14 protein-coding genes are annotated in these 20291 nt (G+C 29.5%); all 14 read right to left on the bottom strand.

What is annotated here, in order from left to right:
* Positions 1 to 78 precede the first annotated feature (78 nt).
* The 14 genes from K8M07_RS04520 to nagZ all read right to left on the bottom strand — a co-directional run bounded on the left by K8M07_RS04520 (position 79) and on the right by nagZ (position 20269).
* Positions 79 to 846: a LytR/AlgR family response regulator transcription factor gene (locus tag K8M07_RS04520; RefSeq protein ID WP_223376704.1), complete on the bottom strand. Its 768-nt coding sequence runs from the start codon at positions 844 to 846 to the stop codon at positions 79 to 81.
* On the bottom strand, positions 843 to 2498 hold the full coding sequence (locus K8M07_RS04515; RefSeq protein WP_223376703.1) for a sensor histidine kinase: 1656 nt from the start codon (positions 2496 to 2498) through the stop codon (positions 843 to 845). Before K8M07_RS04515 ends, K8M07_RS04520 begins: the two co-directional genes overlap by 4 nt.
* A 223-nt stretch (positions 2499 to 2721) precedes the next feature.
* Entirely contained in the window at positions 2722 to 4242 is a 1521-nt protein-coding gene (locus K8M07_RS04510; protein ID WP_223376702.1) for a hypothetical protein, read from the bottom strand.
* Positions 4239 to 5642, bottom strand: a complete 1404-nt coding sequence (locus K8M07_RS04505) for a sensor histidine kinase (RefSeq protein ID WP_223376701.1) — start codon at positions 5640 to 5642, stop codon at positions 4239 to 4241. Before K8M07_RS04505 ends, K8M07_RS04510 begins: the two co-directional genes overlap by 4 nt.
* Entirely contained in the window at positions 5635 to 6363 is a 729-nt protein-coding gene (locus K8M07_RS04500; protein ID WP_411741953.1) for a response regulator transcription factor, read from the bottom strand. The genes K8M07_RS04505 and K8M07_RS04500 overlap by 8 nt, the downstream gene beginning before the upstream one ends.
* Before the next feature lie 16 nt (positions 6364 to 6379).
* The gene (locus K8M07_RS04495; RefSeq protein WP_223376699.1) at positions 6380 to 7249 is read right to left on the bottom strand and encodes a polysaccharide deacetylase family protein; all 870 of its coding nucleotides are present in this window, start codon (positions 7247 to 7249) and stop codon (positions 6380 to 6382) included.
* A gap of 137 nt (positions 7250 to 7386) precedes the next feature.
* Entirely contained in the window at positions 7387 to 7713 is a 327-nt protein-coding gene (locus tag K8M07_RS04490) for a hypothetical protein (RefSeq protein ID WP_223376698.1), read from the bottom strand.
* Between the two features lie 65 nt (positions 7714 to 7778).
* Entirely contained in the window at positions 7779 to 9506 is a 1728-nt protein-coding gene (locus K8M07_RS04485) for an ABC transporter ATP-binding protein (RefSeq protein WP_223376697.1), read from the bottom strand.
* Positions 9507 to 9668: 162 nt separating this feature from the next.
* Complete coding sequence (locus tag K8M07_RS04480; protein ID WP_223376696.1) at positions 9669 to 11570, bottom strand: hypothetical protein; 1902 nt, start codon at positions 11568 to 11570, stop codon at positions 9669 to 9671.
* An 11-nt stretch (positions 11571 to 11581) separates the two neighbouring features.
* On the bottom strand, positions 11582 to 11764 hold the full coding sequence (locus tag K8M07_RS04475) for a hypothetical protein (RefSeq protein WP_223376695.1): 183 nt from the start codon (positions 11762 to 11764) through the stop codon (positions 11582 to 11584).
* Between the two features lie 42 nt (positions 11765 to 11806).
* The gene (locus tag K8M07_RS04470; protein WP_223376694.1) at positions 11807 to 12628 is read right to left on the bottom strand and encodes an alpha/beta hydrolase; all 822 of its coding nucleotides are present in this window, start codon (positions 12626 to 12628) and stop codon (positions 11807 to 11809) included.
* A gap of 10 nt (positions 12629 to 12638) precedes the next feature.
* Entirely contained in the window at positions 12639 to 15935 is a 3297-nt protein-coding gene (locus K8M07_RS04465; protein ID WP_223376693.1) for a UvrD-helicase domain-containing protein, read from the bottom strand.
* Positions 15935 to 18988 (bottom strand): PD-(D/E)XK nuclease family protein, encoded by a 3054-nt coding sequence (locus tag K8M07_RS04460; protein WP_223376692.1) that lies wholly within the window; start codon positions 18986 to 18988, stop codon positions 15935 to 15937. Before K8M07_RS04460 ends, K8M07_RS04465 begins: the two co-directional genes overlap by 1 nt.
* A 27-nt stretch (positions 18989 to 19015) precedes the next feature.
* The gene (gene nagZ / locus K8M07_RS04455) at positions 19016 to 20269 is read right to left on the bottom strand and encodes a beta-N-acetylhexosaminidase (RefSeq protein WP_223376691.1); all 1254 of its coding nucleotides are present in this window, start codon (positions 20267 to 20269) and stop codon (positions 19016 to 19018) included.
* Positions 20270 to 20291 lie beyond the last annotated feature (22 nt).

The following is a 20291-nucleotide window of genomic DNA, read 5'->3' as shown; positions in this document are numbered from 1 at the left end:
AACGTAGAGATGGAATTTTAGAATAAGATGCATAAATTTGAGTGTAAAATGCATTATTAAAAGATAAAGTACATTGTATTAGCTTATATTCATAATTTCCTTAAATTCTTTTGATTGACTTCTACTAACCGGTATCTTTGTACTAACATTCTTTAGCGTTACATTAAAGGTCGAATTGAACCAAGGCTCTATGGTTTCAATTAAATCTAAATTTATTAAATAACTTTTATGACTTCTAAAAAAACATTGTGATCTTAGTTTCTCTTGAAGTTGTCCTAAAGTATAATTAGTTTCAAACTTTCCTTTTTTGGTTATTATTACAGCACTCTTCCCTTCTACAGTAGCATATACTATATCACTTAAGCTTAAAGGTATCAATTTACCGTTATGATACAGCGATATTCTATTTGAATATTCATTTTCTTTATTACTCAAATCTTCAATTAATTTGTTCAGCTTATTATAATATACCTTTCCTTCCATGTTCATATTATTGACTATCCTGTTCATTCCTTTTCTCAATCGTTCTTTACAAACAGGTTTTAATATATAGTCCATAGCGTTTACTTCAAAAGCTTTCAGAGCATATTGTTCATAAGCAGTTACAAATACTATGTATGGTACATGATTTTCATTTAAAATTTTTCTTGCCACACCTACTCCATCTAATTTAGGCATCTTTATGTCTAAAAAGATTAAATCCGGTTTTAAATCCTTATTCATTTCTAATGCCTGTAGTCCATGAGATGCTTGTCCAATAATCTTTATGTTATCAAACCCTTCTAACATGTATATCAATTCTTCCCGTGCAGGGCTTTCATCATCAACAACTATTGCTCTTATCATACTGTTTCTACCCTCCTCAATTCTTTGGGAATTAACATTTTAACAGTTGTACCTATACCCAATTGACTTTCTATATTTAGACCAAAGCCTATACCATATTTAGTCCTTAGTCTATCGTTAACATTTTTTATTCCAATCTTTAATGTATTGTTATTTCCTTTTAATAAAGAGGACAATAACTCTTCACTAATACCTACTCCATCATCTTTAACCATAAGCTCTGTAGCCCACTCAATATCTGTTGCTTTTATCAATACAGTACCACCTTCTACTCTTTCTAGTACCCCATGTTTTACTGCATTTTCAACTATTGGTTGCAATATAAGGGGAGGCAAAGAACAGTCAATGTCTTCAGGAATATCAAAAATAACCTTTAATTTATCACCAAATCTTGCTTTTTCTATCTCTAAATATGAGTTGACATTTTCAATTTCCTTATATAAATCCACTTCATTAGTTTCCTCTTGGAGATTATTTCTAAAATAATTTCCTAGATGAATGAGTAAAGCTCTTGCATTGTCTGGTTGAGTTCTTACTAAGGATATTATAGTATTTATAGCGTTAAAAAGAAAATGTGGGTTGATTTGAGCTTGCAATGCCTTTAATTCAGATTTAGCCAATAGTTCAGCTTGATAATCAATTTTACCAAGCTCAATCTGAGTTGAAAAGATAAGTCCTAATCCTAAAGCTAGTTCTCTTTCCACTTTGGTCATTGAGTTCTCCTCGTCTTTGTATAACTTTAAAGCTCCTATAACCTTATTCTGTTCCTTTAATGGTACAATTATCGCAGATTTTAATTTACACTTTTTATGTTCGCACCTTATCTCTTCCTTTTTGTTAGCAATTACATAATTTCCGGTCTTCAACACTTCTTTAGTTAGATTAGTTTTTACTGTGCTTCCAGGTAGATGATGATCTTCTCCAGTTCCTATATGAGTCAGTATCTTATCCTCATCCGTAAATGCAACCGCTTTCACCCCTGTCATGTTTTTTATTATTTTTGCTGCTTCATATGCAGTATCTTCATTTAATCCCTTTCTAAAATATTTTAAAGTCTTATTGGCCACCTTTAAAGCTAATTGCGCCTGATAAGCTGCCTCTGTTTCTAAATCCTTTTGAACACTATCTATAATTGCTATAAAAATTGCTATACCTATGCCATTTGTTATTATCATTGGTATACTTATAACCTTTACTAATTCTAAAGTAGCTGAAAAAGGTTTTGTAAATATTAATATTATTATCATTTGAGCAATTTCTGCTATGATTCCAGATATTAGTACAAATATGATTCTATTATCTGAGCTATCGATCTTTCTCTTCAAAAACCCTGACATAATACCTTCTACAAACGTCGATAAGCCACAGGAAAATGCCGTAAAGCCACCTATATCTGTTAGAAATCTATGTCCACCAGCAATCAATCCAGATAGTATTCCTACAAAGGGGCCTCCCAATAATCCTCCAACAAAAACTCCAACTACACGTGCATTTGCAATAGCTCCCCGAATTGGTATCCCTATATATGTTCCTACTATACCAATCATTCCAAATATAAATGATAACAATATTTTGTCCTGTAAGTTGAAATTTTGTTTTGAAACCAGCTTCCTAAACAATTTAGTTTTGGTCATTAGAAAAGCTAATACCATTATAATCCCTACACGATTGATTAGATTTTGGAAAAGTATTAGTAACAGTTAAAACACCTCTTTACCATTTTTTGTTCTACTTTAACTCTATTATAGTACATTGTTGCCTAATTCTCAATATATTCACAATTATTATAAAATAAAAAAAACACCTGAGAATATTGAAATGCTACAGCATATTATAACTGAATATTTTTTCATATCCTCAGATGACTTCATTATTCTATTGTGTAAATTGTCTTTCCCATATTTGAGGATATCTACCCACGGCCCATTCAGCCATTATTACCTTTTCAGCTGAATTTAAACCTATCTTCTCTATTGGCTCATCCTCTAACTTCCCATTATTTATTTGATAAACTAATATTTCATTATGTGTTAAAATGACTGCAATATCTTTATTAGGAGATATAAATACGTCCAATGCTTCAGGCACATCTGTTTTTATTACGTTCCATGGTATGGCAAGCTCATCGAAACTTACCAATTCTTCAGGTGGGAAGGCATTAATATTGAAATCCTCATATATATATTTATCTTCTTTTATATAATTCACTCTTCCTTTAAACATCCAATACCCATTTCTTCTAAACAAGCCAAAACTCTCTTCTTTTGGATTTATATCTACTAGGCTATTCTTATATTCCTCATTCCTAGAAATTATATCCTTATTAAAGCCTTCTATTAGGGCTTCTTTACCAGACTCACCCATAATATCTGATAATTTTATAGGTGTATTGTTATCTATATTGTCAACAGGATAAAATTCCAAATATCTTTGCCCTTTATTCCTATGATAAATGTTTTCTATAGAGATATAATTATTGCTTACAAACAATATGTTTTTTATGGTTTTTTCATCCTTTAATTCTCTTATTTTATCTTGCTCTTTATCATTATTCTGTTCTTTCTTTTGGTCCTTCCTTTCAGCTTCCGAATCCACTGTTTTGTCTATAGGATAGGCAACTATATCATCGTTAACTTTGTCATCAACATTTTCTCTGTTTACTTCGATTTTCCAAAATCCTGTCATTCTAGGCAATAATATACCTTCCATTTCACTAACACTTACTGTGTCTTTATTATGACTTCTAATAAATATTGTTCTATAATGCCACTTCTCTAATCCACTTTTGCTAGTATCTAAATCTAAAGATTTAAGTCCTAAAAGAATTCCAGAATTTAAATCATTTTCATCAGAAACCTGTGTGGATTTTAATGTTATTTCTTTTGGAGCTTTTAAAGCTTTGATCTTTTCTTTATCCACCTCTTCATCTACCTTTTTTAAATAAAAGAATGTACCATCAATATTTGTTATTATAACATCCTCAGATACTTTGATAAATTCATTAATGAAATGTTCTGGTCCAGTTATGGATATTATTTGAATTTCTTCTAATTGAATGTCCAATAATTCTGGATTTGTTTTAAAATGATATTTTAGATAATCTTCAGCATTTACATTTTTTATTTTAAATGAAGGTTCTAAACAATATTCATCGCCTAGACAAACTAATTCTTCGTGAAATAAAGCTTCCATACCTAAATATGATTTAGCATCTTCTTCATCCATCCCACTAATGGTACTCAATCTGTAATCCTCTACAACCCATTCCCCCGAAATAGGCAAATTATTATTCTTTGGTGTTGTAATATTTTCAGATATCTCCAAATTGTCTACATTACATCCTGTAAACACAAGCATAATTATTGTCACCAATATGATCAAAATCTTTCTTTTCATTGTGTCACTCCCTTTATTGGTAGGGATACAATTACCATTGTACCTTGATTTAATTTACTCTTTATTTCAATAGAACCTCCATGCAATTTTACAATTTCATCACATATGGAAAGTCCTAGTCCACTATTAGCTTTACTATTTTTCCCCTTATAAAATTTTTCTGTAATATATGGAATATCTTCTTCATGTATACCTGATCCATTATCTTTTACCTTTATCAAAATATTATCATTGTCCTTTAATGCCTCCAGACTAACTTTTCCTCCCTGTTGAGTAAATTTCAATGCATTATCCAGCAAATTTATTAAAACCTGCTTTATCCTATTTTCATCAGCAACTATATTAGGCAAATCCAGTTCGAAAGATACATCAAATTTAATATTCTTATCGTTGGCTCTTGGTCTTAATTGTTTACCTATTTGTTTTATAGAACCTATTATACTCATTTCCTCTTTCTCTACAGTAATCCTTCCCGATACAAGCCTTGAAAAATCCAATAATTCATCTACGATTGTTGATAGTCTATCGCTTTCTTTTTCAATTATATTTAATCCATCCATTAGCAATTCATCATCATTTGATTTATCTGATTTTAGAGTAATTGCCCAACCCTTTATGGAAGTCAATGGAGTTCTTAACTCGTGAGAAATTGAGGATATAAAATCATTTTTTAATTGTTCTTTCTTTATGAGCTCCTCCGCCATATAGTTTAATGTGTCTGAAAGTTTTCCAATTTCATCATTAAATCTTTTCTTAGACCTTATCTTCAGTTGACCATCAGCCATCTTTTCCGCTACCGTTGTTACTTCCCTTAAGGGTTGAGTTATGGTATTAGATAAAAATATACTAACCAGTCCAGATATTATTATTACTATAACACCTATTAATAACAGTGTTTGATATATACCATTAATCACCAGATTTGTTTCTCTTAAAGAAGAAATAAATCTTAAAACTCCAACAATTTCTCCATCTATAATTAAAGGATGGGAAACTGCCATTACAGGTTCTGTATCATATTCTACATCTCCGATCCAAGTGCCTGTATCCCCTTCTATGGCTTTAAGTACATCACTTGTATTTATACTGTCTATAGAATGAACAGCTCCTATCGAATCCATTAAAATAGTTCCATCGCGATCAAGTATCTGTACTTGAGCAGATGTATGTTGTAAAAATACATTTACATCATCTATAATTACATCCTCCAATGTATCCGAAGAAAAGTATCTAGAATAGAGATTTGTCGAAAAGGTAATCTGATTAGAAAGTATCTCTTCTACACTTTTATAATAATAATCTCTGATTGCATTAAATAAAAAGAATTCTATTATAAGAACCGTAATAATGATTACCAACATGAAATTTCCTACTAGTCTCTTATTAATACTACTATTCATTATGTTCACCTGCGTGTTCCTTTTCACTTCTCCATCTATATCCTACTCCCCATACCGTTTCAATATAATAAGGATTTTTCGAATCAGTTTCAATTTTTGATCTCAATCTTCTAATATTCACATCAACAATTTTAGTATCTCCTATAAAGTCATAGCCCCATATCAAATTTAATATTTCATCTCTACTAAATGCTTTCCCCGGATTTTCAATAAAGAGTTTCATTATTGAATACTCAGTTGGAGTTAACTCTATATGTTTATTATTTTTGTAGAATTTTCTCGAATACTTATCTATTTTAAAAGGATCATCAACTATTACATCCTTATTATCTTCTTTAGCTGAATCCATTCGTCTAAGCAAAGATTTTATCCTAAGTATTAGCTCCATTGGATTAAAAGGTTTTACCATATAATCATCTGTTCCATACTCCAATCCCATTATCTTATCAACATCTTGAGATTTAGCTGTAAGCATTATTATTCCTATAGTAGAAAATTTATTCCTAAGCTTTTTACATACCTCAAATCCGTCTATTCCTGGTAGCATAATGTCCAGTATTACCACATCAATATCTCCAGTTTGTGCAATTTCTAGTGCCTTTTCTCCAGTTTCCGCTTCAGTAACAATGAATTTTTCCCTTTCCAAATTAATTTTAATAAGTTTTCTAATAGGCTCCTCATCTTCCACTATGAGAATTTTCCTTTTTAAATCCACTTTAATGACCTCCAGTTAAAAATTATTCAAAAGTACTAAATTCATAACCATTATCGATTAAAAATTCTATTATACCTGGCAATGCTTTAGGTGTAGTTTTCTTTGCATCTGTATCATGCATCAGTACAACAAGTTCATCTTGTCCTTTGAACGTGCTCTTAAATCTTTCAATCAATCTATTGCTTGGAATATTATGACCTTCTGCATCTCCGTTTAGAGAATTCCAATCTATATACTCATAACCCATGTTCTCTACTGCTTCTTTATATACTGCCTTTCCTTCACCAAAGGATCCTCCAGGAAATCTCATTATTTTAGTTTCAAAATCTTCGCCTAATATATTTTTAAATATTTTTTCTGTGGTTTTTAACTCCTTTATAAAATTAGAGGGTTTCTTATATATATCATTATATTTGTGAGTATAAGTATGATTTCCTATAGCATGTCCATTTTCATCTATTCTTTTCAACATATCAGGGTGCCTTTCAGCTAAGTTCCCAATTACAAAAAAAGTGGCTTTTACATCGTATTCATCCAAAATATCAAGTATCTGAGATGTTATAGTTTCTGATGGTCCATCATCAAAAGTTAAATATGCTACTTTATTATTTCCCATAGATTTCTTTTCCTGATCTGCTTGCTGTTCTATTTCTTCCCTTGATCCTTGATTCTGCTGCTGTTTTTGTTCTCCCAATTCCTTTTCCTTTTCTGGTACTGTCGACTGACTAGATTGATCTTCCACACCTACATTAGCATCTTCTGCTTCAATTATATCAGAATCCATCTTTTCATTATACTTGTAAGAGGTGAAAAATAAAATAATGATTAATAGAATAACTGTAAAACATCTTTTATTAAATTTTTTTGTCTTAATTCTCTTTGATTTGTTCATTTTCATCCTCCTTTTGATGAAACATATCATATGTTGTCATTGCTTCTATATATAGAATACTATATACCCAGTAAAAATGAATTACAAAAGGGTTACAAAACAAAAAACAAGCTAGACCAATATTAGCCTAGCTTTTCTCAGTAACCATATCCATTTTCAAATATAAAAGGTCTTCTCCTTCTTAATAATTCTGAAATAAGTATTATGGTTATTATATCTCTAACCAATCTTCGTCTGCCGTAAAAAGGTCTTTGAAGAGAACGATATCTACCCCTTCTTTCTATAGGATCTTCGTCTATCTCTGGGCACTCTTCTACCATTTTTTCATAAACTTCATCTACTAAGGACTCTAACACATCATCTGAAATATTTTCTGGATTTGGATTGTTGCTAAGATATCCGTTTACTGAATCCATAACTTTCGGATAAACCCTATAGTATAATTCTGGATAATTTATATCCATAAATAAAACCTCCCCATACATATTCAATATATAATATGCATGGAGAGATTGTTCTGTTACATCTTTTAATCATCAAGATCTTTAAATTGAGATCTATATAATTCAGCATATATATCATCTTTACTCAATAGCTCTTCATGGGTTCCCCGTTCTTCAATTCCATTATTAGTTAATACAATTATTTCATCTGCATTTTTAATAGTAGACAATCTATGAGCAATTACTAGAGTAGTCCTTCCTTCTGATAGCTTTTCTAATGCTTCCTGTATCAACATTTCTGTCTGATTGTCCAATGAAGATGTTGCTTCATCTAGTATTAAAATTGGTGGGTCTTTTAAGAATAATCTAGCAATGGATAATCTCTGTTTCTGACCCCCTGATAGTTTGACACCTTTTTCTCCTATATAGGTATCATAACCATTAGGCAAAGTCATAATATATTCATGAATACTTGCTAATTTAGCAGCTTCTATTATTTCTTCTTCAGACTTTGTTGGATCTCCATATGCTATGTTATCTTTTACTGTCCCAGTAAACAAAAATACATCTTGCTGAACTATCCCTATATTTCTTCTAAGAGATTCTATTTTAATATCTCTTATATCCTTACTATCCAATAAAATTTCCCCATTATTGATATCATAAAATCTAGGTATCAAATGACAGAGAGTTGTTTTACCTGCTCCAGATGGTCCCACCAATGCAACAGTTTTTCCTGGTTTAATATCCATATTTATATCTGTTAATACTCTATCTTTGCCATTGGTATAACTAAATGAGACATTATTAAATTGAATATGTCCTTTTACATCTTTAAGTTCAACGGCATCTTTCTTATCTATAATGTCCGGCTTAATGGCCATTATCTCTATAAATCTTTCAAATCCAGTCATACCTTCCTGATATTGTTGCATGAAATTGGATAATCGTCTTATCGGTTGCATGAAGAAGTTCACATACATAGTATATGCAAGCAAGTCCCCTACTTGTATAAAGTCGTTATAAACAAAATATCCACCTATACTTATGACTGCTAAATTAAGTATATTTGTGGTAATATTGATACCAGCCATGAATTCTGCCATGACCTTGTAGGATTCTTTTCTTGATTCCTTATACTCATCGTTGCTATAATCAAACTTATCAATTTCATAATCTTCATTTGTAAACGCCTTCGCAACTCTTACTCCTGAAATACTGTTTTCTAAATAAGCATTTATATTTGAAATCTTTCTTCTAACTCTTTTAAATGCATTATGCATCCTGACTCTTTTTCTTAAAACAAACCAAATTATTAATGGAATAAAGGCAAATATTATTAAAGTTAATCTCCACTCCACACTCATTAGAAGAATAAATGAACCAATTAGCATAACTAAAGAAATGAATAGATCTTCTGGTCCATGGTGAGCTAGTTCTACTACATCTCTTAAATCATTTACTAATCTTGACATAATATGTCCTGTTTTTGTGTTGTCATAATAACTAAAAGGTAATGTTTGTAAGTGAGCAAATAATTCCTTTCTCATATTATATTCAATGTATACGCCTAAAACGTGCCCCCAGTAAGCTACTATATAATTACTTATATACCTCACGATAAACAATACTAGTAATATTATTGTCCATCTAAGTAAAAGATCCATTCTCCCATTTGGAACTATATCATTAACTATTTGTCGAGAAATCATTGGGAATATCAAATCTATTGCCGAAATTAAAAAAGCAAAGAACATATCAATGAAAAATAATATTTTGTGTGGTTTATAATATGAAATAAATTTTCTAACCAACTCTTTATACGCCCCCCCTCTTAAATTCTTACATAGTTTTTCTAAAATTAATAATAGATCCTGTACTTCATCCTTTTCCATATTAGATAAAGCTGAATAAGTAACTCTATTATTTCTTTCTTTTTTATCTAATATAGTACTCTGCGCTCTATTAAATATTTATCATTTAATATCCATATTGATATCTAAATATTTCTTTACTAATAGAGAAATAAGGTAGTGACACATGAATATAAATGCAATATTACCAGTATCATTGATTAAAAATGCTACTACTGCTATAAAAAAAATAATACTCGTCTCCTTTATAAAATTTTTATCAACACTTTGAGATAAGAATTTTAAGGAAACTAATTGAGCAACTATTACTATGCTAAAAGGTGGTAATAGAGTAAACTTGACCAATTCCATTATTTTTACTCCAATCATACTCAAAAGTTCTGTAATTCCATTCTGGCTGATCCTTATAAAGAAGTTTATAGCATGGGACTTCTGTCCATTGAGAAAATCGAAATACATATTTAGACTGAATATTACAACTCCCATTAGAACTAAAATCATCACAATCTTTATACCTTTTTCTCCTTTTAAAAACTTTGTATATACTATAATTAATAACAACACTAAGGCAGCCAAAAAACCTCCTGTATTGGCCCCAAATCTAGCTGAAAGAATTAAAATATCTACACATGCAAAGAATAAAAATATTAATTTAGATACAAAGTCATTTTTTATTAAATCCTTAATAAAGAGATAGCTTACTATAGAACTAGCTAATACTACTCCCATCATTCCATTATTAAATCCATAGTATCTGGCTCCATAGAATAGATTATTAAAACCTATATAGAAATTATAAATATTTTCTGGAAAAAATACAGTCATCATAATTATTAGTGCATATGTTATAGTGGAAAACAATCCTATAATATTTGTTTCTCTATCATACATAAATGAAGTTATTATATAGGATATCAATAAATTTATGGATAAATACAATACAATATTTACATGATAATTTGACGCTCCCATCAACAGGCTAACAACAATGTTTATTATAATAAATATATTTAAATAGTGAACTTTTTCCAATTTATCATATTTATTCTTATATATTAAATACGCACAATAACATTGTACAAAGTATAAAAGTCCATGAAAAATATATGTTATTAACATTAAATTATTAGTCTTTTGAAATAGATTTTTTGCATAATCTATATTATCTTCTTTTTCCTCGATTTCTATTTTATTACCTATTATAGGGCCATCATTCTTATTATAAATGGACAACAATTCTCCATAAATGTCTTCTAAAACCATAAAGCCTTCCCTTTTAGTAGAAGAACTAGTACCAATCCCATTATTGCCGCTGTTTATATATAATATGGGTGTTAAATGATTATTTATAATATTATTCATATCTTGGGGTACTTCTTCTGATACGATCATAATATTAGTACCCTTATATTCCTTTATATAATCTTTTAATAGAGTAATTCTATTATTATACTGGTTTATATCATAAGATAACACAAGTATATTTGAATCAGATAGATGAAGATTAGTTTTATCAATCAACCATTCCTTATTATATTCTATCTCTATTTCTCCTGACTTAACATGTCCTTGATTATCTGCAGCAACAATAGCTGAAGAATTATCTCCTATATAAGATATACCTTCATCTTTTAGTTTCTCTCCTATTAAATCATCTTCCATGTTTTCCGTTCCATTTGATATGCTATCAAACATATCATTGAATCCAGCTATGTTTATTCTCCCATCTTGATCCTTATAAAGTCCTCTATAATATTTTGATTCAACTCCTATCTTCCTTCCTAAAGCAGTAGAAAAATAAAAGCTCTCATTTCCATAGGGCTCTCTAGTTCTTATATTTACAAATCCTACTCCGAAGTCTTTATCAACAATATTTTGAATTTCATTCAAACTTAATTCATCCAACAGAATTAATATTGTCTTATCTTCAGTTGCATAGGAATTTGCACTAAATATTAAAATTAAAGTTATTACCAATACTAGTATTATATTACATCTTTTCATAGGAACACCCTTTAATAAACAATATGGTTAATAATAGAGAATACTCCCAAAACTATGGAAAGTATTCCAAGAAATATCTTATATTTAAAAAATCCGCTATTTCTATCTACATCTTTTTCCACAAAAGTTATTTCTTCATTTTCTCTTTTTACTTTATAGTTTTCACCAAGTATAAAAAATAATCCTAATATCAAAAATAATATCCCCATTAATAACAATTCTATCGCCTCATTTTATTATATTCTTTTATACAACCAATTTATTATATCAGTCAAAATTTTGTCTTTTTCTCTTTCATTCAATATTTCATGATAAAGATCATCATATATCTTAATTTCTTTATCCTTAGAAGATATACTATTATACAAATATATGGATGCCTCTTTAGGAACAATTTTATCATTTTCACCATGAGTTATTAGACAAGGATAATTGTACCTTTTTATATTTTTTCTAATCCAATCAGTACCCTTAATCACAAACTGTACATGAAAATTTAATGTAGATTCCTTTAGCACCAATGGATCATCTTTATAATCTTCTACAACTTGCTGAACGCTACATGTATCTTCAGAAAGCACATTTTTTATCTTCATATTAGGTACAAAAACATTTAATAGTTTAAATAAATCTCCTTTAATGCCTTTAGCTATAGGAAGTCTCCTAACTGCTGCTCCAGAAAATATTTGTCCTTGTAGTCTATCTGGCTTACTTATCCCATATAGGCATGTTATAAAACCTCCCATACTGTGTCCAAGCATAAATAGGGGCAAATCAGGATATTCCTTTTTTGCTAAATCAACAACTCCATCTGCATCAGATACGAACTGCATAAAATCATCGATTTGTCCCTTAGGAGATTGCGTTCTGCCATGTCCTCTTAGATCATATCTATATACTCCAATCTTTGCAATGTTTAAAGTTCTAGTTACATAATCATATCGATCCAAATGTTCTGCAAACCCATGATTTATAATTATATTTGCAATTGCACCTTCTGGTATATCCTTCTTATAGTATAGTTTAACCTCATCTCTACATTTTAAAAAGCCTTCCATCCATATCCCCCTAATCATATTTACACATCATACTATACCTACAGTTTCCTTCACAATTACTAGATTTTTCATATTTATCTATTGAATTGTTATTGTTAATAAAATTGATAAACTGTTTTATACTTTCATAATTATTATCTAAACTCCTGTTACTAATATCTATTTTTTCTAACTCTCCTGTTCCCAAAAATAAAATAGCCGCCCTCTTTACCTCCATATTTGTTATCCGTTTAAAAGCATTAACATACAATTGAAGTTGCGGTTCATATATCTTTATAAGTTTGTCTTTATTAAAAACTTTATTGGTTTTAAAATCCAATATTTCACATTCGCCATCTTTGATATTTATCCTATCTATTATTCCATGAATATAAATATCTTTAATCTTTAGGAGAAATTCCTTCTCAGAATATATTGTATCAAAATCTTCGCTATAATGTTTTAGATAATTTTCTATATATAACATCAATTCTTTTTCTATCTGTATATTATACTCTAATCCAAAGGAATTAACTATCTGTTTTAATAACTGTTTATAATCCAATTTTAATCTATAATGTTGACAAAACCTATGAATTATATCTCCTTTAGTTATTGGATCTAACACGTAAGAACTCTTTTCTATATTATCAGAATCTGTGTATGTGTCAAATATTGTTTCTTTTGCTTCTAGTGGAAGTCTTCGATAATATTTCATAAAAAACATTCTCTTACACTTATTAAAATTTACAAATTGAGTGGCATTAATACGTGAAAAAACCTTATGTCCATATTCTGGAATCTGTTTGTATAATGGAAATTTTGTATTATCAAAAGGTTTAATTTTAAAAAAATTCTCCTTAAGTACTTTGGTACCCTGTGTTGAATTTGGCCCAGCATCTACTCTATCTATGTAAATCGTTTGATTGGTATCGATTAAATCCTTAACTAATTTTTTTAATCCCCTATTCTTTCCTTGATTACCAATTATTAATCTCTTTTCGGCTCTTGTCATTGCAACATATAATATGCGTTTATTTTCATCACTGTCTCTTTGTCTCACTTTATCTTTTATATAATCATAAAAAGGTGCTATTCCATCATGTTTTAAGCCAATGCCTTTACTTTTATCAAATAATATATAATCCATATGATAATTAAATCCTCTCGCCATCTGTGGGATTATCACAACTGGAAACTGTAATCCTTTAGATTTGTGAATAGTCATTAACTTTACTACATTTGCGCTTTCCGAATAAATTTTACCTTGGGATTCATCTATATCTTTGTTTTGTTCGATATAATCTATAAAGTCTTCCAATGACCCTATAGTGTTCTTATCAAAATCTAAAGCAATATCCATAAACTTGTACACATTTGAAGCTAATTGTTTTCCCCCTTGTTTGAGCATAAGCTCATCGATATAGTAAGTCTTCTCAATAAGCTGATTCAATAATGTATATACCCCATATAAATCCTTTTTTATAATAAATTCTTCTAATAGTCTTTTCGCTTCTTTTACCTTTGTCTTGTCCTCATATTCTATATAGGGAGTATCTTCATCTAAAGTATCTAATAAACAGTTCCCTCTATTTCTTAATATCCAGTATAATGTTTTATCAGAAAGACCTACCATAGGACTTCTTAAAAATCCTATGGTAGATATTATATCATATCTATTGCTTATAGCCTTTAAAGCATTTATTAAATCTTTTATTTCCTGACCCTGGTAAAGCCCTTTACCTCCTACATTATAATAAGGAATACCATATTTTCTCAGTGCATCTTCATATATATAATCAACTGTACTGGCTCTAAACAACAGACAAAAATCTCTATAATCAAATGTCCCTGTATCTACTAATTCTTTTATCCTGCCAGCTATTAGTTTGCTTTCAAAATATGTATCATAATCTCCTCTTTTTATATTCGGAGGTGTTTCTAATCCTTCCCTTTCAAGTATTTCTACGTCTATCCGATTTTTAGATACATGATAATTGTCTAGACTAATGTATCTATCACTCATTAATTTATCAAATAATGAGTTTACAAATGAAAGAATAGTGTCTACAGTTCTAAAGTTTTTATCCAATGCAATGGTCTGCTGACTTGACATCTTTTCAATATCCTTCGTTACTTCATAGAACACTTCTAAATCTGCGCCTCTAAATCCGTATATAGACTGTTTTGGATCTCCAACTACGAAAAGATTATTCCTATCCAACAACTCATTCTCAGAACATAATTTATAGAATATACTTTTTTGTAATTCATTTGTGTCTTGAAACTCATCAACCATTATATGTCTGTATTTATCCTGATATTTTTTTCTTATCGATTCATCTTCCAAAAGTTTTAATACTAAAATCTGCAAATCATCATAGTCCAATGCTCCCTTTTCTTCTTTTCTTATTGAATATTCCTTATCTATTTCAACTAATAGTACAAGTATAGTTCGATAAAGCCATAGATATTCTTTCTCCTTAATTAATAGTACTTTATTCATAATAGCCTTTAAATTATCAATTACATCTGTTTCATTTTTATTTGTCCCTATATTATCATATAGGTATTCTAGTATTGGTACTAACTTGTCCCTTGAGTATTCATCATTAAAAAACTTTATCCAAACTTCATCTGTTTGTAGCTTACCAATTTTGGAAGTCTTTCTGGATTTATCTATTAGATACATGAATATATCCTTTATGCTTTGAACATCCTCCATATTAAATTCAATATTCTCAATATTAGATATGGTCATATCCTTCACCGTTTTAAATGAATATCCTACTGTTCTAATCCTATAATATATACTCTTCAGTTCCTTAACTATCTTGTCGAGATCATCCCTTTTAAATAGTTTGACCATATTATATATATTATCATCTTCTTCTATACCCTTTAGCAATAGTTCAAGTATTACTTCTTGTAATAACATATCTCCGTTATTTTCATCCAATACAGTAAACATAGGATCTATGCCTACTTCTAATGCATTTTCCTTCAATATATTGCCACAAAAACTATGAATAGTTGATATGTTAGCCTTCTCCATATCCCTATAAAATCTTCTCCATTTTTTATCTAGTTGAAACCTTTTCTTTATTTCTTCCCTTATCCTCTTCTTCATCTCCTGAGTAGCCTTCTTAGTAAAGGTTATTGCAACTATGGACTCCACTTCCTTGTTCTTTTCCAAGTTACCATTTTGCAAAATATATATGTATCTTTCTGTAAGTACTTTGGTCTTTCCAGTTCCTGCCCCAGCATTTACAGCTAAGTTTCTATCAATTGTTTTTATGGCTAAATCTTGTTCTCTTGTATTTCCCATTATTTTCCCTCCAAGACATCTTCGTATCTGCATATATCTTTATAGATACAAAAAGATGAACATTCCATCGGATTTACTGAAAAATCTCCTTTTGAAATAGATTCAATATAGGTTTTAATAAAGGTCTTGCTAATATTCAATAGTTCCTCTAATCCTTTAGCAGTTAATGCCCCTTTATTTTTCTTTGTTACCAAATGCTTTTCATCAATATTTCCTACCTTTACCTTGAATTCTCCATTTGAAATTATTCCATACATGGCTGCAACAATATTTTTATCCTTTTGAGTTAAAATGTATATGGGTAATTGTAACGATAGTCCAGATTTCATTTGGTCTATATCCTTTACACTATATGCACTATTTTTATAATCAATCAATATGTATTTATCTTCATCTACATATTTATCAATTCTGTCTATAACTCCAGTAAATCGGATCTTCAAATCACCTATTCTCAATTCAAATAAATTTCTCCTGCCAAAAGGAACCTCAAAATTATAGGGCAATACTTTTTTCTTCAATTTAGTTAATCTATCTAAGTCGGATTTTATAAAATCAAGCAACCTATTAGTATTGTTATCTACTCTTAACTTCCAAATGGCTGAATTCATGTTTTGATTTTCAGATTTTATCTTTTCTTCAATTTTCACATGTATAAAATCATAGGTTTCATCTACATCAAACTCCTTATTACCAAGTACATGATCCTCTATTTCACGACTATAATTAAAATAATATTCTTTTAAAACCTCATGGTTAATACTACCTCTATCCAGCGGAGTAAAGTCCTGAAAAATTCTCTCCATCTCTTTCACATTCATTATATTGTTTAATAAAAAATAATATGGACATTTCCCATAGGATTCTAAGTAGCTAATTGAATATATCTTATCTCTTTGTATATTATCAATATCCCTTTTAACATTGTCGTCTTCAATCATACCACTATATTCATTAAATCCTTCTTTCTCCCTTTCAAACTCACATAAAATCCTGGTATTTACCTCTTTAAAAGTTTGTCCATCCAAATCATTAAACATTTGAAATAACTCTTCTACACTTTCTCCCTCATAATATTTTCTCAACAGATATTGAGATAATTCTCTTTTTGTCGTTAACTGACATGCTTCATCCTTTAAGATATAATCAATGTCTACATCTATCACATTAACTTTTTCCTCTATTTTATCTCCTTGTATCCTGTTTAATATTTCATCCAAAAATATAGAAGGTATTCCTTTCTCATTTTCAGTGGAATCCTGTGAATAAGACAAGTATAGAATATCAGAACAAGCTGAAATTATAGTTGAAAATACAATTGATTCCTTATCCAATTTTTCATAATAATTTTTTACATCAATACCTATTTCCCTTAACTGTTTATAGTTATTCTCCCTAAAGAAAAAATTTCTATCGACTATATTGGGATAGTCATCTTGAGAAAGTCCTACCACAAATACAATTTTATATCTTTGTCCACGAATTGATACTGGAGATAATATATTGATTCCTTTAGTATTTCCTTCCATTTCCACTATACTTTCCTTTTGCAGATAATCCTTTAATATATTCAGGAATTCATCTATTGTTATTCTAACGTATATTCTTGATAAGAATTTATCCATAGTAGATAGTATTTCTTTAAATTTATTAACTGCAGTAAAATCTCTATTGAGTAAATTATAATCTTCAGTCAATTTATAGATATCAAGTATCCTCTCTTCTATATTAAACCTGTCCAATATATTTGACACAGCTTCTACATATTCTTTCACACTACCATTTTGAGGAATGCATTCTGACTCTTGTTCTATAGTAAACTTTATATCTTCAATATTCTCTATAAAAGAAGAATTAAAATCCTGTTTTCTCAATATATATTCCATGGCATCTCTTTCTTGAGGATTACATAATGGAAAATAGGCACTTTTTATTCTGTTTATGATGTTTATATCGTCCATACCATTCTTCTTAACTTCTAAAATATGTAGTAACTCTTCCAACAACGGTATCTCTATTAGATTTATCTCCTTATCCAATGTACAGGGAATTCCTTCTTCTTCAAACACCTGAAACATTTTGTTCGTGTATTCACTAGGATTTGTCAATACAATTGCCATATCATTTAAATATATACCATTCACGTAATATCTCTTTATCTCTTCAGCTACCTTTTTCATTTCCAGATAACTATTGGCTACCCTTATAACATTGATATTAGAATTTGGAGCTAAAATCTTTTCGTCGTCATTAAATATGACACTAGCTAATTGTTCATAGTATGATAAATCCCTTTTCTTTAATTTTTCTATCTTAAATTCCAAACTCTTTAGTATATCTATTGTCCTGTTAAATGTATTAAAATTTTCATCTCTATTAAAGGGCATATTTATGTATATAGAACAGTTCGTTTTCATTATTTCCTTTAGTAATTCCAACTCCTGAGGCCTAAAATCAAAGAAATAATCAATTATAATAAAATCTAAACCATTAAAAAAGCTGTTATCCTTTTTTAATAAATCCAAACTTTTTCTAAAACTTCCTTCTCTGTCTATCAACCCTAAATCATGCAGTCTTCTTTCATATTCCATATATACCAGCCCTATTTCAGTATAGAAAGGCGTTCTAGGACATCTGTTTAAGAATTGTTCAGGAGAGACTAACGATCTTTTTAACTCACCTATTATATTTGCCACAATCTTCACAAATCCTTTTTTTGAAGAAATATCTTTATAGAAATTTATCTTCTCCTTTTTGAATTGTATAAATATATCTGTTAATAAGGCTTCCTTCGTCTCACCATCAATGTAGGTATAAAAGTCATCCTTTAGTAGTCTGTCCACTATATTGTCGAAGGTGAACAAGTTTAAATCAAATACTTGTCCTACTTCTTCTAGTATGGCCCTTCTATACTTTACCAATAGTTTTCCATTAGGCAATATATAATAAAATTTATGACCTTTGTTTTGCTCTAAATAATCCACTGATTTATTAAAAAGCTCATTGGATTTATAATTATTATATTGTCCTATATAAACTATTCTTTCAATCATTTTATCTCTCCTGTTTTTGTCTTTCATTTAATCTATTCTTTTTAACACTTCTTTTGTTCTTGAATTTACATCTTCTATACTAAATTCATCTATTACGCTGTCCTGTAGATTGTAAGCTTTTTTCAACCTAATAATTCTATATACCTTTTCATCTAATTCTTCTTCAGTTATATTGTTACTTTCTACTTCTTGTTTTATCCTATTCAACACATTTATTTGATTTTCATATCCATGACATATCAACAGTAAGTCCCCACCAGCTTTTAAAAATTTGGCTGAAGCTTCTTCTATAGTATAATTATCTGCTATAGCTCCCATAGTCATATCGTCAGAAATAACAACTCCATCATAGGATGACTTTTCTCTAAGCAGTCCATTGATTATGTCATATGAAAGAGTAGAAGGATTGTGTGCATCCAATTTTTGAAACAAAATATGCGCTATCATTATTCCATCTACATCTGTATTTATAGCTTCTTTAAATGGCACTAACTCTAAATTTTCGAGCTCATTTATTTCCTTGTCAATAACGGGAAGATCTATATGAGAATCTGTATTAGTATCCCCATGGCCTGGGAAATGTTTAACTACAGAAATAACTTTTTCTGAATTAATTCCACGCATTACCTGAAGGCCATTATCAACGACTGTATCTACATCAGATCCAAAAGCTCTATTACCAATAACAGGATTATTTGGATTTGAGTTGATATCCAATACAGGTGCAAAGTTCATATTAAATCCTAATTCCTTTATTCTTGCACCTAATATTTTACCATATTCTAAAGAAATATTCCTATCATTCATATCTCCTATTTTCTTAGCATTAGGTAATTTAGAAAAGGAATCTGGTAGTCTAGATACCATTCCTCCTTCTTCATCTGTAGCTAAAAATAGAGGTATAGGATTCTGGGCATTTGTCCTCTTTAATGAATTCAATAATTCTACTGTTTGATTTTCATCTGAAATATTATTACCAAATAATATAAAACCCCCTATATTATTTTTCTCTATCATCTCTTTTACATGTTCATCCATTACAGTACCATCTAATCCAAATACTAATAATTGCCCAATTTTTTCATCAAGAGTCATACTATTTACTATTTCTTCAATTTCATCTACTTCTTCCTCTTTTTCTTTGTCCTTATCATTTTCATCTACTATTTCTTCTTCCAGATTGTTGTTGTCTTCATCTATAATTTCTCCCTTATCATTACTACAACCAACTGAAAGAAGCATAATTCCTATTAATGTAATCAAAAGTACTTTTTTAATCATATTACATATTCCTCCCTTTTCT

Source organism: Schnuerera sp. xch1 (assembly GCF_019931165.1).
Classification (GTDB): domain Bacteria; phylum Bacillota; class Clostridia; order Tissierellales; family Tepidimicrobiaceae; genus JAIOUP01.
Note: the sequence above shows the minus strand (reverse complement) of the source record. Positions and strands in the feature narration are given on the sequence as shown.

What these genes read in the sequence shown, in the direction of transcription:
- K8M07_RS04495 (WP_223376699.1), bottom strand. Translation starts at nt 7,249, where the DNA reads ATGAACAAATCAAAGAGAATTAAGACAAAAAAATTTAATAAAAGATGT.
- K8M07_RS04515 (WP_223376703.1), bottom strand. Translation starts at nt 2,498, where the DNA reads ATGGTATTAGCTTTTCTAATGACCAAAACTAAATTGTTTAGGAAGCTG.
- K8M07_RS04480 (WP_223376696.1), bottom strand. Translation starts at nt 11,570, where the DNA reads ATGAAAAGATGTAATATAATACTAGTATTGGTAATAACTTTAATTTTA.
- nagZ (WP_223376691.1), bottom strand. Translation starts at nt 20,269, where the DNA reads ATGATTAAAAAAGTACTTTTGATTACATTAATAGGAATTATGCTTCTT.
- K8M07_RS04510 (WP_223376702.1), bottom strand. Translation starts at nt 4,242, where the DNA reads ATGAAAAGAAAGATTTTGATCATATTGGTGACAATAATTATGCTTGTG.
- K8M07_RS04490 (WP_223376698.1), bottom strand. Translation starts at nt 7,713, where the DNA reads ATGGATATAAATTATCCAGAATTATACTATAGGGTTTATCCGAAAGTT.
- K8M07_RS04460 (WP_223376692.1), bottom strand. Translation starts at nt 18,988, where the DNA reads ATGATTGAAAGAATAGTTTATATAGGACAATATAATAATTATAAATCC.
- K8M07_RS04465 (WP_223376693.1), bottom strand. Translation starts at nt 15,935, where the DNA reads ATGGGAAATACAAGAGAACAAGATTTAGCCATAAAAACAATTGATAGA.
- K8M07_RS04470 (WP_223376694.1), bottom strand. Translation starts at nt 12,628, where the DNA reads ATGGAAGGCTTTTTAAAATGTAGAGATGAGGTTAAACTATACTATAAG.
- K8M07_RS04520 (WP_223376704.1), bottom strand. Translation starts at nt 846, where the DNA reads ATGATAAGAGCAATAGTTGTTGATGATGAAAGCCCTGCACGGGAAGAA.
- K8M07_RS04505 (WP_223376701.1), bottom strand. Translation starts at nt 5,642, where the DNA reads ATGAATAGTAGTATTAATAAGAGACTAGTAGGAAATTTCATGTTGGTA.